Here is a 14,060-nt window from a genome sequence, read left to right on the forward strand (position 1 = left end):
AGGGAGAAAGGGAGGAACAGGTGTGAGCGGGGGGCAGCAAGCGGCAAGGAGCAATGAACACGAGTTTCGTATTATGCTAATGGAGAATGAACGCGACGCCGCGCGGATCAGCCAGTTTTTTTTGTCGGAATGGTCGTTTGACGATCAGCGGCACACGCCGGGAGAAATCGAGCATTTTCGCAGCGGGCCGTTCGAGAGCCTGAAGCAGATGCACCATAAGTACTGGTATGTGGAAAATGAAGATGGCGATATTGTAGGCGTTACGAGCTGCAAGGAAAACGAGCACCGGACGGACGGTTACTTATGGGACTATCTGGTCGTCCACCGGAATTACAGACGGTTCGGCATTGCAGGGATGCTGTTTGATGCTCTGGAGCGGTACATCCGCTCCATCAACGGCCGTTACATTTTGACTTATACGTGCGACCTGCCGGAGTATATCCCGATTCAGCGGATGTTCCAGAAGCGCGGCTTCGGCCTGATCGGCCGGTATCCGAATTATTATTACGACGGCGAAGACCGGATCGCATTTTATAAAAAACTGGATCTTTGAATGAAGCAACGGATTCATAGACCAACGGATAGGACTTGATTGCATGCAAGCTGCCTTAAATCGGTGGTTCGGGCTGCGTGGAGAGGATGCCCGGAAGCTGTTCACGATGCTTCCGGTTTTTTATTTCGGGGGAGTAGCGGAGTCGCTGAATTATACGGCATTCATGGCTTTGTTCAATCAGCGGTTCGGCGTACAGTTTCTGCCTTACGTCTACATCGCGGAAGCGGTCATCATGCCGGTCGAAGGCTGGCTGCTTGCGAAGCTCGCCGGACGGACCGCTAAGGACCGGTTTATGCGGATCTTGTACCTGATCATGCTGTTCATCCTGATCGGAAACGGCGCCGTGCTGCTGGCTTTTATGGCCGGCGGCTTCGACTTCCGCTATTATTATCCGATTCTGTTCGTCTCCTCGAACTTCGTCGTCCGCCAGCTGACGCTGCTGCTGTGGAGCACGGCATTCGATCTGTGCCCGACCCAGCAGGCGAAGCGGCTGATGCCGGTGTTCGTCGCTTCGACGACGACGGGAGGCATTACGGCGGGGATCGGCGCTTATCTGATCGGCAAATGGTTCGGGACGGTGGCGGTATATGCGCTTGCGCCGGTGATGCTGCTGATCGGGTACGGATTTTTCCGGAAGTCGCTCGCCCGCTATTTAACGCCGCTGATGATCAAGGAAGCGGCGCGTAAGCAGGAGGCTCCCGAAACGGTCCGGCAGGACGAGAGGACGAACCGGTATTATATGAAACAAATCGTCGCCAGCCCGTTTCTGCTCACGGCGATCGGATTAATGACGCTGATGCCTACGCTGTACTTTATGATGGAGTATCAATACTTCAACGTTGCGGAAGCGCATTTTACAAACGAAGGGGACTTGACCGCATTTTACGGGCTCATCACCGCCTTGCAGTTCACTTTATGTCTGGGCCTGCAGACCGTCTCGGGCAAGCTGATGAACAAGCTCGGCGCCAGCAACGTGCTGCTCGGCATCTCCTTGCTGTTCGCCGGAGGCTTCGGCCTCGTCTCGGTGTCGATGAACGGACCCTACGGGCTCGGCGTCATATCGTTTTCATATGCGGTGTTGTATATTTTGCTTTATTATATCGCCGAGCCGTGCTACCAGCTTTTCTTTAAAATGATGCCGATTTCGGAGCGGGACGGGTTTCGTTATTACGCGCAAGGGCTTGCTGCTTCGGGCGGGATTTTGATCGGGTCGTTTCTGTCGATGACTCATTCGATGAGCTGGCTCGGGCTCGCGCCGCTGGCGTGGATCGGTATCGCGCTCAGCCTGGTCCTCATCGTCGTAGCCTGGTACGGCCGGCATCTGTACATCCGCGAGCTGGTCGGCAGCGTACAGTCGTTATTTGCGGACTTGTCCGAAAACGCCGTCTCGTTTCTGGGGGCGATGAACAGCTCCAAATCGTTATCGGCCATTCTCGGCTACCTGAAGCACCCGAACGATTACGTCCGCGAGCTGGCTCTGGAACTGATCGGCAAGGTGAAGGATTCCACCTTCTTCCCGCATCTGATCGGCCTGACCGGCGACGGCAGCGCGCGTATCCGGTTCGCCGCCTTGCGGGCAATGAATTTGCAGACGGCATCGCTGCAGGAACTCGTGCAGGTCGCCGCCTTTCTCGAAGATCCCGATGAGGAAGTGAGAGCGGAATGCGTCAAGCTGCTAGGGCGGGCCAAGCATATGAAAAGCCAGGCCCACTTCTTCCTGAGAGCCAAGCTGCTGGACGCCCAGCCACGGGTCGTGCACGAAGGGATCAAGGCGCTGTATGCGCTCGAAAGTGAAGAAAGCTATCCCGCCTGCGAGGAGACGCTCGTCTCGATGCTTGACAAGGGCGGAGAATGGGCGATTTACGGCTGCCGCACGGTGGCGGATTTGAAGCTGACCTCGTACGCGCCATGGCTGATGACGCTTCTGGAGGACCCGAAGCCCGCAGTCCGGGCCGCCGCCATCCACGGGCTCGGCAAGCTGGGGTATACGGAAGCGGCCCCTGCTTTGCTGGCGATGATCCCGCTTGCCGATAAAGAAATTCGCAAAGCGATTCTGGATGCGTTTATCGATATCGGCCAGCCTGCCGTACCGGTGTTGCTGGAGCATGCCGCAGGCGGCAACCCGTTCATCTGGAACTTGTCCGTAACCGCGCTGGCGTACATTCTGGATGAAAAGACGATCCGTCAAGATCTGATCGATTTGTGCATTCAGCGGATTACGACATCGAGCCGCGAAGGAGCTTTACCCGAAGCGCTCGACAGACTGGGCAAGCCGGAGCTGTCCGAGCTTGCGGCCCAGCGGGTCGTCGAGATACATCTTTCGCTTCTGGAAGGGGTGTGGGCGGTGCTCGCCCAGCTGTCGGACGAACGCGTCGTCCTGTCGCTTCAGGATACGATAAGGGACGATAACGAGGAAGTGCGCGAGAACGGCATGGAAGTGTTGGCGGAAGGCATCGGCGACCGGCGGTTGTCGGGTGCGCTTCTCGATTTTTTGAAACGGATGGAACATGCGGACGACAGCGGGTCCGGTCATCCGAGAGCGCTGATCGAAGACGCCCGGACATGGCCGGACGAATGGCTGAGCCGGATTGCGGCGCATGCGGTAGAGGAAGGGGAGCGGTCCGCCGTGAAGGAAGAGCGGAAAATGCTGTCGATGCTCGACAAAGTGATTTTTTTAAAGCAAGTCTCGTTGTTTTCCGATCTGTCGGTCGACGAGCTTGGGCATCTGGCCGGCATCTCGCAGGAAGAGGTGCATCCGGAGGGAGCGATTCTGCTTCGCCGGGGAGAGCCGTCGCCGAGCTTGTATATCGTCATCGAAGGAACCGTAGAGCTGAGCAACGGCTTGGAGGGGGTTAGCGGCGGAACGATCGGCGTCATCAGCTCCAAGCAGTCGTTAGGGGAGACGTCGGCGCTGGACGGGGCGGCCTCTTCGGTTACGGCGCAGGTGATCTTCGACGATGCTCTCCTGCTGGCGATGCATGGCGCTCAATTATCCAGACTGATCCGGCTGTATCCCGAGATCGGCATCGGACTGCTGCACGCCACAAGCGCGCGCGTCCGGCTGCTCGAGAATATGCTGATGAAGATGGCATAATCGTGCGGTAAACTATATGGCGTGGAAGGGGCAGGGGGATGAAAACCACAAGCATAAGCTTGCGAAACGAACTGCCGGAGCTGGAGCGGCTCCGCCTCTTTCTGAATGAAACGGCCGAAGCGCTCGGCATGGATAATCGCGCGTTGTACCGGGTGAACCTGATCTGCGACGAGCTGGTCACGAACATCATCTCATACGGGTACGGAGAAGGGCAGGAAGGCAGCCGGCGGATCGAGATCGGACTTGCCTTGAACGGTGAAGTTCTGGATATTTCGATCTCGGACGACGGCATCGCCTTTAATCCGCTGAACCGGCCGGAGCCGGATGTGGAAGCCGGTCTGGAGGATCGGAAGATCGGCGGGCTGGGCATTCATTTCGCCAAATCGTTAACCGAGAGCAAGACTTATGCCCGTGTAGAGGGACGCAATGAGCTGCGCTTGACGATGCGTCTGCGTCAGCACGAGGAGGAGGAAGAGACGGATGAACATTGCTGAACGAACAGACGACGGAATTACGGTGTTTGCCATAAGCGGAAGACTGGATGCGAACACATCGGGCCAACTGGAGGCAAGTTTTCTGCAATCTGTGGAAGCGGGGGCCAGTCGTTTTGTCTTTAATCTGGGCGGTCTGGAGTATGTCAGCAGCGCCGGGCTTCGCAGCCTGCTGCTTGCCGCCAAAAAAGTGAAGGCGATCCAGGGCCGTCTCGCCCTGGCCCATCTGAGCGAGCAAGTTAGAGAAGTGTTCGACATGTCCGGGTTCAGCAGCATCTTCAAGCTATGCGTTACCGAGGACGAAGCGCTCCAGGTAACACGCGAGTAGCGCTTGCTTCCCGTTCGATACATGCGGCGGGCGCGGTCAGGCTGCATAGAAGCGGCTGACATTACTTACAGATAGACGGGGGAGATGACGCCATGGAGACGCTCCCTTTCTTGCTGCCGGCCGTCCTGGCGTTTGCGGGATGGATATGGGGGGAACGAAGGCGCCGGGCTTCGGAGACGGAGCTTAGGCGGACCATGCAGCTGTTCGAAGTGAGTCTGGAAATGAATTCGACGATCCGCAAGCAGGATCTGCTCCGCAAAATTATGGAGACGAGCGCCCGTGTCCTCCATGCGGAAGCGTCCTCGGTCATTCTCGTAGACCGTGAGAAGGGGGAGCTGTACTTCGAGCTGGCCACCGGTTCGAAGGGCGAGGAAGTGCGCGAAATCCGCCTCAAGATGGGGGAGGGCGTGGCGGGCTGGGTAGCGGAGAACGGACAGCCGGTAAAAATCGACGACGCTTCGCAAGATCCGCGCTGGTCGTCCAAGGTGGCGAACCGGGTCGACTATGCGACGCGCAATCTGCTCTGTGTCCCGATTTTCAGCAAAGGCGCGGTGATCGGCGTCCTGCAGGTGCTGAACAAACGAGACGGCAAGGCGTTCACCGACCGCGACGTCAAGCTGCTCGAATCGATCGCATCGCCGACGGCGGTCTCTCTGGAGAACGCGATGTTATACGACGCCCTGGAAAAATCGATGGCGGCGCTGAAGGAGACGGTTGCGGCCAAAGAGCGGATGGAGAGCGAGCTGCGGATCGCCCAGCGGATCCAGATGAGCTTTCTTCCGAAGGAGCTGTCGTGGAAAAAGGCGGCATCGGCGCTCTGGCAGGAGCCTGACGTATCGGCGGCGCTTGCCGGAGATCAGGTAGGGACGGACGATCATCGGCCGGCTGACCGGTTTGCTGCCGAAGTCCATGCGCTGCTCCGTCCCGCGCGTGAGGTCGGCGGCGATTTTTACGATTATTTCCGGCTGGGGGAGCGGGAACTGTTTTTCGCGCTGGGCGACGTCTCGGATAAAGGGATTCCGGCGGCATTGTTTATGGCCATGATTATGACGCTTATCAAAGGTCGGATGTCGGAGGGGATGTCTCCGGGGGAGCTGCTGACGGAAGTGAACCGGGAGCTGTACAAAGACGATTCAACGATGTTTGCGACCATTTTTTGCGGTGTACTGAACGCCGAAAGCGGGACGCTGACTTACAGCGAAGGGGGCCACTGCACCCCGTATGTGCTCCGGCGCGACGGCGGTCTCGCTCCGTTGGCGGCGCGAAAACATTTGCCATTGGGTGTTATGGACGACACCGTGTATTCCGATCACGAGACCATGATCGAAAGCGGAGACCGGATCGTGCTGTACACCGACGGCATTACGGAAGCGGAGGACCGCTCGGGCCGGCAGTACGGCTCGCACAAGCTGCAAACGCTGCTGGAGCTGCTTCGCGGGGCGGACGGTCCCGGGGTGCTTGAGGCCATGCTTGGTGACGTTGACCGGTTTGCAGACGGAGCGAAACAATTCGACGATATTGCGATTATGACATTGGAGAAAAAATAGGACCGATATACAATTTGTCCCATCGGGTCGGCTGGAATTGTGGTATAGTTGAATTATTCGATAATCGGCTTATCATCATCGGAACGAATCCGTAACATGAATCCGATCCATCTAAATAGGAGGTCGTACAGATGTCCATGCATAGCGGCGTACATAAACGTCCGGACGGCGATCTGGCGAGACAATCGAAACAAACCCATAAACCGGCGGGGGCGGCCGCCGATCATCCGATGATGCAGCTGCAGCGAACGATCGGCAACAAGGCGATCGGCAGCATGCTGACCGGTGCCGGTCCCAGCGCTGCCCCGCTGCCGGAGGGAGTTCAGGCCAAGCTGACCGTGGGACCTGCCGGCGATGCTTATGAGCAGGAAGCGGATCAGGTCGGCAAGCTGGTGGCGGACCGGATCTCCTCAGCGTCTGCCGATACGGCGTCCGTTCAGCGCGAATCCGAAGGTCCGGAGCTGGAGGAAGAGGAGCTTCAGATGAAACGCTCGGCGGAAGGAATTCAGCGCGAATTCGAAGGTCCGGAGCTGGAGGAAGAGGAGCTTCAGATGAAACGCTCGGCGGAAGGCATCCAGCGCGAATTCGAAGGCCCGGAGCTGGAGGAAGAGGAGCTCCAGATGAAGCGCTCGGCGGAAGGAATTCAGCGTGAATCCGAAGGCCCGGAGCTGGAAGAAGAGGAGCTTCAGATGAAGCGCTCGGCGGAAGCGATTCAGCGAGCAAGCTCGGGCGAAGGCTTCGATGCCGGCGAGTCCTTGGAGCAAGAGATCGAGCAGAAGCGGGGCGGCGGCAGCCCGATGGATATGCAGGTTCAAGCGAAGATGGAGTCTGCCTTCGGTTCCGGCTTCTCGGATGTGAACATCCATACCGATACGAGCGCGGACCGGATGGCCGAATCGATCGGGGCGACGGCGTTTACGACCGGCAGCGATATCTTTTTCCGTCAAGGCCAGTACAACCCGGACAGCCGCCAAGGCCAAGAACTGCTGGGTCATGAGCTGACCCATGTCGTGCAGCAGCGCGGTGGTGCGGTCCCGACCGAGCAGCAGGGCTAGAGTCAGTCAGGATAGATCGCTTTTCCGCACCGTGCGCAGCTCCAAGCGCACGGTGCTTTGGCGTCACATAGTGGTGGTCAAGCACATGGCAGTAGGCGAATGGAAGTGCCAGTGAATTTGTCTTCGGACCGGGCTGCCACAGCGGCACGGGTCCCGGATCGCTACGGCCGGCCGGATCTTGGCCGATTGACGCTGTTGCGCGCGTGCTGTGCTTCATCTATGCTCCGTCCGTACATCCTCCAGGATGCATTTTTTCACCTCCCGGCTTTGAATCGTCTCATTCTTGGGTACAATGGCAACTATGGAGGGACGAAGATGGGAATGACCTTGCATCCGGTACATTTGCGATTGGCGGAATTGTGGACGTTTTCGGTGAAAAGGAAATTAACTCCGTCGGAACAAACGGAGCTTGAACAATGCATGCAAGTGAATGCCAAGATATGTTGGGAAATGGCTTATTTGGAAAATGCTTCGCTCATGGCCTCGATGACCCGCGATACGGATTGGCAGCACGAAATATGCAGACAAATCGACGAATATCCGTACCGGGCGAAGCAGCCGGGTAACGGCGACGCCGGAACGAATGAAGCGCAGTAAAAGGGCACGGGACTTCGCGCGAAGAGGTCTCGTGCTCTTTTTTGCACAATAGAGGGGATGTTCAAGCCCGCTGTGGCGACAGGCGAACCGAGACACGGTAAACGATGAAAGTTGAAAAGCTGCGACTTATGCAGGGGCCTTAGAAGTGGAACAGCTTCGTATCGAAGTTATTCCTAATGGTTCAAATGTACAAGCCGACTGAGGCGTTAGAGCGAACAGGGACATTGCCAACGTAGAATAGACACCGCTTATACAGGACCATTCATCCTCGTGGCAGCTCGGATTCGCATCCCTGCTTTGGACAGACCAATTGATGGAAATAAGGGGTGCAAACCGCCTTTATTTTCATCGATTTTTCGATAAGGCCGAAAATAGAGGGTGCCAGAAACTGTTATTTTGTTCCGGAGCCGTTTAAGTTTGCGACTTTCAACAAAGCTGGATAGGTTAGCATTTTTCTGGATAGGTTAGCTTTCTTTCAGGGGTAACTAGCTAAGTTCGATGGATTTCGATGAGTCTAAGGTCCTATTATTTCTTGGGAAATAAATCAGTTGCTTCGGATCATCTAGATCTTTCGGCGGTCTTTCACCTTAGCGTCCTGATGTTGGGCAAACTTGCCCGAATATTCGACCAGCCCGATTTGGCAGCCGAGACCGATCGATATGTGATTTCCACGGACTATGTCGGCCTTCGTGTACTCCAATTGGATATCGTCGCCCTCAATTGTCTCGGCGGTTAATTGTTCATTATTAAAAGTCAGCGCTTTGACCAGCTTCGCGATCGGGTTGGCTTTCCTGCTTTTACGGACAAAGATGCGATCCCCGCCGATTTCCCGAGCCCGGCATTCGGAATGCAGTTCGATATCGATGGTCCCGGCATTGAGTAAACCTTGTATGCGGAAGCTCCCCCGGGATTCGAACGATTCGGCGCTGCAATTTCTTTTCACCGACAGAAAACCGTTTAATCCGATCTGTTCACAGGTCAATTGACTTCCGACTTTGGCGTATCCGTCGATTCGGAACTCTCCGGCGCATTGGACAACTCCTGCAAAATCAGATCTGCCGTTAATCCGCATTTTGCCGGTATCTACGTTTCGGAACGATGAAGAGCCGTTTACGACGATATGCTCCGCTTGGACGAATCCGCGTATCGATGCTTTCCCGTTGCATACGAATCCGACGCAGTCGATATCCCCTTCGATCTCGCCGAGTCCGTTGATGGAAACGATATTGAATATGCCGCCTTCCGATCCGCCCAATACGCCGGATAGTTCAAATCTCTGCGCACAGGTAAACAGCTCAGCCCGAGACAATCCATGTCGCCGTTGAACTGGGCTTCACCGTTTATTTTAATGTTTTTGTACATGCCCCCGCCGGAGCCGCCGGTCCTGTTTACGCTGTGACATTCGACGTTATAAGCAGGGAGGAACCGGATAGGAGCGGTTTGAAGCTTTTTATTGGGTCCGCAACTCGCTCGACCGGGGAAATAAGAGCGGTTTGGGGATGTTAAAACCTGCAATTAGGGCGAGGACCCCGTCAGATGGAAGAAATAAGGGCCACAAATGAGGCTGTCGATTCATTGTGTAGAAGTATTAGCAGGCCGTCCCAAGTAAAAAATTACCTTCTTCTGCTCAAACAGCTTGTCCTGAATCCCTTGTGCCAGCGAATTTCGCCTTCAGCGAAGCGGAGCGCATCATGCCCGTTAGTAAACCTCCTCTTCCGGCAAGGCCTACCTCGCGGAATGGCTGCATTTTGCGGTCACCGTTCAGGCGTTTTTCGAACTACAAGGTTCCTTGAAAATAGTAAGAGGCCGAACCGGAAGGAGCGTCTTCCATGCCGCTCAGCTTCTCCGGCAAATACGTCATCAGCTCGTTGGCCGCGGTGAGCTCCATCCAGCACACTTCCACAATATCGCCGTCAGGGTCCATAATCTCCAGTTCACCGCCGGTGATGGTCGCATAAAAGGTGAAGATGACGACATGATGGCCGCTTGTCTCAAAAAACATCTCCCTGACCGAGTGCAGGCTGCCGATCCGCACGTCGTATCCGCATTCTTCCTTCGTCTCGCGGATGGCCGCCTGTTCAAGCGTTTCGCCCGGTTCGACGGCTCCGCCCGGCGTCGTCCAGTTAAACTTGCCGTCCTTCTGACTTCGGACCATGACGATTTTTTGGCGGGTCTCGTCCAGAAGTATCGTTGAAGCTACATCAATCCTTTTCAATCAACAACGGCCCCCTCCATTTCTATTCCGAACGCTGCTGCAAAATATGCCGGGTAATGGCCACCCCGTGGTGGCGTCCGGTCTCGATGAAAATCTCATTCGCATCGGCTCCTGCCGCAATGACGCCTGCGAGGTAAAGTCCCGGAACGTTCGTCTCCATCGTCTCCGGATCGAACAACGGCTTCTCCGGATCGCCCTCCATGCGGATGCCGGCCGATTGCAGAAACTCGCGGTCCGGCCGAAAGCCGGTTAGAGCGAGCACGAAGTCGTTCTCCAGCTCGACCGTGTCGTCGCCGCTTTCCACGACAATTTGCGTTTCCTCAATCGCGACTACCCGCGACCGGAATAGCATGCGGATGCGTCCCTTGGTCACCATGCTGTCGAACAGCGGACGGACCCAAGGCTTCACGCTCGGCGAGATCGCGTCTCTGCGGTAGACGACCGTCACTTCCGCACCGACCCGGATCAGCTCCATCGCTGCATCGACGGCCGAATTGTTGCCTCCGATAATCGCCACCTTCATACCCGTGTAAGGGTGCGCCTCCCGGAAAAAGTGGCTGACCTTGGGCAACTGCTCGCCGGGAATGCCGATCATATTTGGATGATCGAAATATCCGGTCGCCAAAATGACATGTTTCGCTTCGTAGCTGCCGGCGCGTCCCGCTTTGTCCAAGCTGGTTACGCGGAACCCGTCGTCTGTCCGGACGATCCCGGTTACCTGCTCGTAGGAGCGGATTCGGATATTCGCGCGAAGCGCCACGTTGCGGTAATAGTTCAGCGCTTCCGCTCTCGTAGGCTTCTCGTTCGGTGTCGAGAACGGGATGCCGCCGATCTCCAGCAGCTCCGGCGTACTGAAAAAATGCATATAGGTCGGATATAAATAGATCGAATGAACGACCGATTGCTTCTCGATAAGGAGCGGATCGAAGCCGGCCCGCTGCAGCTCCAGTGCTGCCGATAAGCCGCAAGGCCCCGCGCCGACGATAATAACTTGTTCCATAATGTGCTGCGCCTCCCGCTGTGTGCTGAACTCGTTGTAACAAAACAAGTTTATTGTACCACAACCGGCGGGGCGACACGACGATCGCGTCGGGGGGAGGCAGCATCGGCCGGCGGGGCCCTCCGGCAAAAGCCCGCGAAGCCGGAAACACGCCGCAGACTACCGGAGCACGAGTACCAAGCAGAGCTACAGATGCGGCTTGAAAAGGGGAGTTAAGCGTCGGCAGCGTCGTTTCAGCCGATAAGATAAGCTCTGAACATGTATTTGCTAAAAGGGGATGGAATGCATGCTGTTTGCCGCCGTTTTTTTGTACTGGCCCGGGCTGGAACCGTGCATCGATTTGAAAAACCGGTTAAACGAATAGGGATTGCCGTAGCCAACCCGGTTGCCGATCTCCTTGATGGTCAAATCCGTCGTAGCGAGTAAATATTGCGCTTTCCTCAGTCTTTGCTGCGAGATGTACTGCATCGGGGGCAAACCGAAAGCTTCCTGAAATTCTTTGTAAAAATGAGAATTCGATAGATACATCAGCTCGGCCAGACGGGATACTTTAATATTCCCGGCAAGATGGCGTTCGATATGGGATAAAACAGGACGAAACCGTTCGAACTTGCCGATTTCTTCGACAGTGGCAAAATTGACGTCGGGGAAAGACATAATCAATTCAAGCAGGGAATAGATCCGGCGTTTGAGCTGTAACATGGCGATCAGGGAAGCGCGGCCCACGGTATGCTCCCGGTTCATTAAAGCGGTAATCTCCCCGTGTAGACGGCCGATCTTGTTTCCGGCGGAAACGGTCGTGACATAGGGAGTTTTGATGGTATGGAGTAAATCGAGGTGATCGAACAAGATCAGGTTCATATTCAGCCAATGCGTAACGTATTCCCTTCCAAGCGGCTTGATTCTATACCGGGTATGCGCAGGTATGATCAACGCTTGCCCCGGCTCGACGCTGTATCTTGCTTCGTCCGTCTCGATATACAGCGGACAACCCGTAACCCGGGTAATCACCCAGAAGGGCTGATTAAACGTTAAGGAAAGCCACTCCTGATTTTGAATCGCATCGATTTTGGTAGTGTTTCCGTTCAAATACGAGAAGTTAAGCGCATTCAAAATATAAAGATAAGCCTGCTTGTTCGAGTCGCTCATCGTGAACGCCGCTCCTGTCTTTCGAAAGAGATACGTTTATTGTAAAGGATGGCGCCTATTTAAGGCTAGCATCCCAAACCGTTTTCCCAACAATCGGTGTATACAATCAGACAACGCGTTATTTTTTCCCCGGAAGAAGAATGGCATTATGAAATTGCACACTAACAGAAGCGAAGGAGATTGTCCAATGAGGGAACGGGTCCGCATTTTATATTCCGGGGTTCAGGAAGCGGCGATTCCGCTTGCCAGGCTGATGCGAAGGAAGATCGCCGAGAAGTCGGGCGATATGCCCATTGTCATTACGGATTTCGCAGCGAATCAGGGAGGGGAGGATGGCCTTGTCATCCGCCTCGAGATCCGGCCCGGAGTCGGGGAAGAAGGCTATTCGATCGAGGACCGGGAAGGCGGGGTGAACGTAACCGGGCACGATGCAAGAGGACTGTTGTACGGAATCGGAAAGCTGCTTCGAGATGCGCAGTATGCGGAAGGAGCGTTTAGGCCGGGAAGCTGGCGGGGAAGCTCGGTGCCGGACGCGAAAGTCCGCGGCATTTATTTTGCAACCCACTTCCATAATTACTATCACGATGCCCCGCTCGATGAGCTGATCATTTATCTGGAGGATGTAGCGTTGTGGGGATACAACACGGTGTCGGTCTGGTTCGATATGCATCATTATTCGTCTCTGTATGATCCGTCAGCGGCGGAGATCATCGATCGGCTTCGGGCGCTCTTGAAGGCGGCCAAGCAACTCGGCCTGATGACCTGCCTGGGGACGCTCGGCAATGAAGCGTATGCGGGCAGTCCTCCGGAGCTGCGGGCGGACTGGACGAAGCAGGAGGGGTACCGCAGGGGGCTCGGCAGCCACTATCACGTGGAATTATGTCCGAGCCGGCCGGGAGCCATCGAACGAATGGTGGAATGGAAAAGGGAGCTGTTTCACGCTTTTGCCGACATTGGCCTCGATATCGTATGGTTTTTTCCGTACGACCAAGGGGGATGTACGTGCTCCGCTTGCAGGCCTTGGGGAGCCGGAGGTTTTCTGAAAGTATCCAAGGCGTCTGCGGCAGCCGCCAGGGAATGTTTGCCGGGCGTACAGATCGTGCTCTCCACCTGGCTGTTCGATTATTTTACAGAAGGCGAATGGAAAGGGAAGGAATGGGCCGGGCTCGCCGAAGCCGTCGCCGAGGACGCATCGTGGATCGATTACCTCTTGTGGGATTACAACACGACCTGCGATACGGGGACCGGGTTCATCCTCGACCCTTATTTGAGACAGCATGGCGTTCCGGGCAATCTGCCCTTGATCGGGTTTCCGGAGATCAGCATGTTTGCAACGCATCCTTACGGGGGATGGGGCGCCAATCCTCAGCCGGATTATATTCAATCGATATGGGATCAGTCGGGGGAGCTTTTTCAGGGCGGATTTCCGTATTCGGAAGGGCTCTACGAAGATATGAACAAGATCATCTGCTGCCGGCTGTACTGGGATCGGCATACAACGGCTGACGATGCGGTCAAGGAGTACATTGCTTATGAATATTCGCCATTGTTCGTCGAACCGATCTTTCAAGCGGTCAAGCTGATGCAGTCGACGTATGTAAGAACCGTCAGCGGTGCGGCGAAAGACTGCCCTGCCGGAGACGAAGCCCGTTACGTGATCCAGCGGACCGAAGGGATTGGGGAAGCTTACGAATTGTTGACGCAAGTCGAGAACCAGCTGGAGCCTAGAGCCCGGAATTCATGGAGATGGCGAATTCTCTATTTGCGCAGCGTCATTGACTTCGAACTGCTTCATCACGATTTTCGCATAAGCGAACGCTGCGAGGCAGCTTTGGAGGAGCTGGAGACGCTGTATTATGCCGATCAAGCCGCAACCTCAGTTGCCCCGATGACGCGGAGAGCGAGAGCCGTATATCGGCCTCAGTAGAAGGTTACGCCGGAGATGCAAATACAGGTGGATACGATCAGAAAATCAGCCATTGGAACAACCGTTTGGGCGAGATAGGAGTAGCGACCACGAGTAAGCCAAAA

12 protein-coding genes are annotated in these 14,060 nt (G+C 55.8%); 8 read left to right on the forward strand and 4 right to left on the reverse strand.

Features of this window, described 5'->3' with window-relative positions; genetic code table 11:
* Positions 1–22: 22 nt before the first annotated feature.
* The 7 genes from PV433_RS29165 (at position 23) to PV433_RS29195 (ending at position 7,665) form a co-directional block, all read left to right on the forward strand.
* A complete protein-coding gene (locus PV433_RS29165; RefSeq protein ID WP_332075514.1) occupies positions 23–553 on the forward strand; it encodes a GNAT family N-acetyltransferase in 531 nt (176 codons plus the stop codon).
* A 43-nt stretch (positions 554–596) separates the two neighbouring features.
* Positions 597–3,647: a HEAT repeat domain-containing protein gene (locus PV433_RS29170; RefSeq protein ID WP_332075515.1), complete on the forward strand. Its 3,051-nt coding sequence runs from the start codon at positions 597–599 to the stop codon at positions 3,645–3,647.
* A gap of 38 nt (positions 3,648–3,685) precedes the next feature.
* Complete coding sequence (locus PV433_RS29175) at positions 3,686–4,141, forward strand: ATP-binding protein (RefSeq protein ID WP_332075516.1); 456 nt, start codon at positions 3,686–3,688, stop codon at positions 4,139–4,141.
* A complete protein-coding gene (locus PV433_RS29180; RefSeq protein ID WP_332075517.1) occupies positions 4,128–4,466 on the forward strand; it encodes an STAS domain-containing protein in 339 nt (112 codons plus the stop codon). The genes PV433_RS29175 and PV433_RS29180 overlap by 14 nt, the downstream gene beginning before the upstream one ends.
* Positions 4,467–4,558: 92 nt before the next feature.
* Positions 4,559–6,013, forward strand: coding sequence for a PP2C family protein-serine/threonine phosphatase (locus PV433_RS29185; protein ID WP_332075518.1), 1,455 nt, complete (start codon positions 4,559–4,561; stop codon positions 6,011–6,013).
* Positions 6,014–6,144: 131 nt separating this feature from the next.
* Positions 6,145–7,068 (forward strand): eCIS core domain-containing protein, encoded by a 924-nt coding sequence (locus PV433_RS29190; RefSeq protein ID WP_332075519.1) that lies wholly within the window; start codon positions 6,145–6,147, stop codon positions 7,066–7,068.
* A 315-nt stretch (positions 7,069–7,383) separates the two neighbouring features.
* Positions 7,384–7,665 (forward strand): DUF7667 family protein, encoded by a 282-nt coding sequence (locus PV433_RS29195; RefSeq protein WP_317891274.1) that lies wholly within the window; start codon positions 7,384–7,386, stop codon positions 7,663–7,665.
* Positions 7,666–8,227: 562 nt separating this feature from the next.
* Here PV433_RS29195 and PV433_RS29200 read toward each other — a convergent pair.
* The 4 genes from PV433_RS29200 to PV433_RS29215 form a co-directional block, all read right to left on the reverse strand.
* Entirely contained in the window at positions 8,228–8,974 is a 747-nt protein-coding gene (locus PV433_RS29200; protein ID WP_332075520.1) for a hypothetical protein, read from the reverse strand.
* A 468-nt stretch (positions 8,975–9,442) separates the two neighbouring features.
* The gene (locus PV433_RS29205) at positions 9,443–9,880 is read right to left on the reverse strand and encodes an NUDIX hydrolase (protein ID WP_332075521.1); all 438 of its coding nucleotides are present in this window, start codon (positions 9,878–9,880) and stop codon (positions 9,443–9,445) included.
* A 22-nt stretch (positions 9,881–9,902) separates the two neighbouring features.
* Positions 9,903–10,880, reverse strand: coding sequence for a YpdA family putative bacillithiol disulfide reductase (locus PV433_RS29210; RefSeq protein ID WP_332075522.1), 978 nt, complete (start codon positions 10,878–10,880; stop codon positions 9,903–9,905).
* 267 nt (positions 10,881–11,147) lie between these two features.
* On the reverse strand, positions 11,148–12,029 hold the full coding sequence (locus tag PV433_RS29215; protein ID WP_332075523.1) for a helix-turn-helix domain-containing protein: 882 nt from the start codon (positions 12,027–12,029) through the stop codon (positions 11,148–11,150).
* A gap of 187 nt (positions 12,030–12,216) precedes the next feature.
* Here PV433_RS29215 and PV433_RS29220 point away from each other — a divergent pair, with 187 nt between their 5' ends.
* Positions 12,217–13,956, forward strand: coding sequence for a hypothetical protein (locus PV433_RS29220; protein WP_332075524.1), 1,740 nt, complete (start codon positions 12,217–12,219; stop codon positions 13,954–13,956).
* Positions 13,957–14,060 lie beyond the last annotated feature (104 nt).

Origin of the sequence: Paenibacillus sp. GYB004, from assembly GCF_036577605.1 — a bacterium.
GTDB classification, from domain to species: Bacteria; Bacillota; Bacilli; order Paenibacillales; family NBRC-103111; genus Paenibacillus_AB; species Paenibacillus_AB oceani.

What these genes read in the sequence shown, in the direction of transcription:
- PV433_RS29170 (WP_332075515.1), top strand. Translation starts at nt 597, where the DNA reads ATGCAAGCTGCCTTAAATCGGTGGTTCGGGCTGCGTGGAGAGGATGCC.
- PV433_RS29175 (WP_332075516.1), top strand. Translation starts at nt 3,686, where the DNA reads ATGAAAACCACAAGCATAAGCTTGCGAAACGAACTGCCGGAGCTGGAG.
- PV433_RS29180 (WP_332075517.1), top strand. Translation starts at nt 4,128, where the DNA reads ATGAACATTGCTGAACGAACAGACGACGGAATTACGGTGTTTGCCATA.
- PV433_RS29185 (WP_332075518.1), top strand. Translation starts at nt 4,559, where the DNA reads ATGGAGACGCTCCCTTTCTTGCTGCCGGCCGTCCTGGCGTTTGCGGGA.
- PV433_RS29190 (WP_332075519.1), top strand. Translation starts at nt 6,145, where the DNA reads ATGTCCATGCATAGCGGCGTACATAAACGTCCGGACGGCGATCTGGCG.
- PV433_RS29195 (WP_317891274.1), top strand. Translation starts at nt 7,384, where the DNA reads ATGGGAATGACCTTGCATCCGGTACATTTGCGATTGGCGGAATTGTGG.
- PV433_RS29210 (WP_332075522.1), bottom strand. Translation starts at nt 10,880, where the DNA reads ATGGAACAAGTTATTATCGTCGGCGCGGGGCCTTGCGGCTTATCGGCA.
- PV433_RS29215 (WP_332075523.1), bottom strand. Translation starts at nt 12,029, where the DNA reads ATGAGCGACTCGAACAAGCAGGCTTATCTTTATATTTTGAATGCGCTT.
- PV433_RS29220 (WP_332075524.1), top strand. Translation starts at nt 12,217, where the DNA reads ATGAGGGAACGGGTCCGCATTTTATATTCCGGGGTTCAGGAAGCGGCG.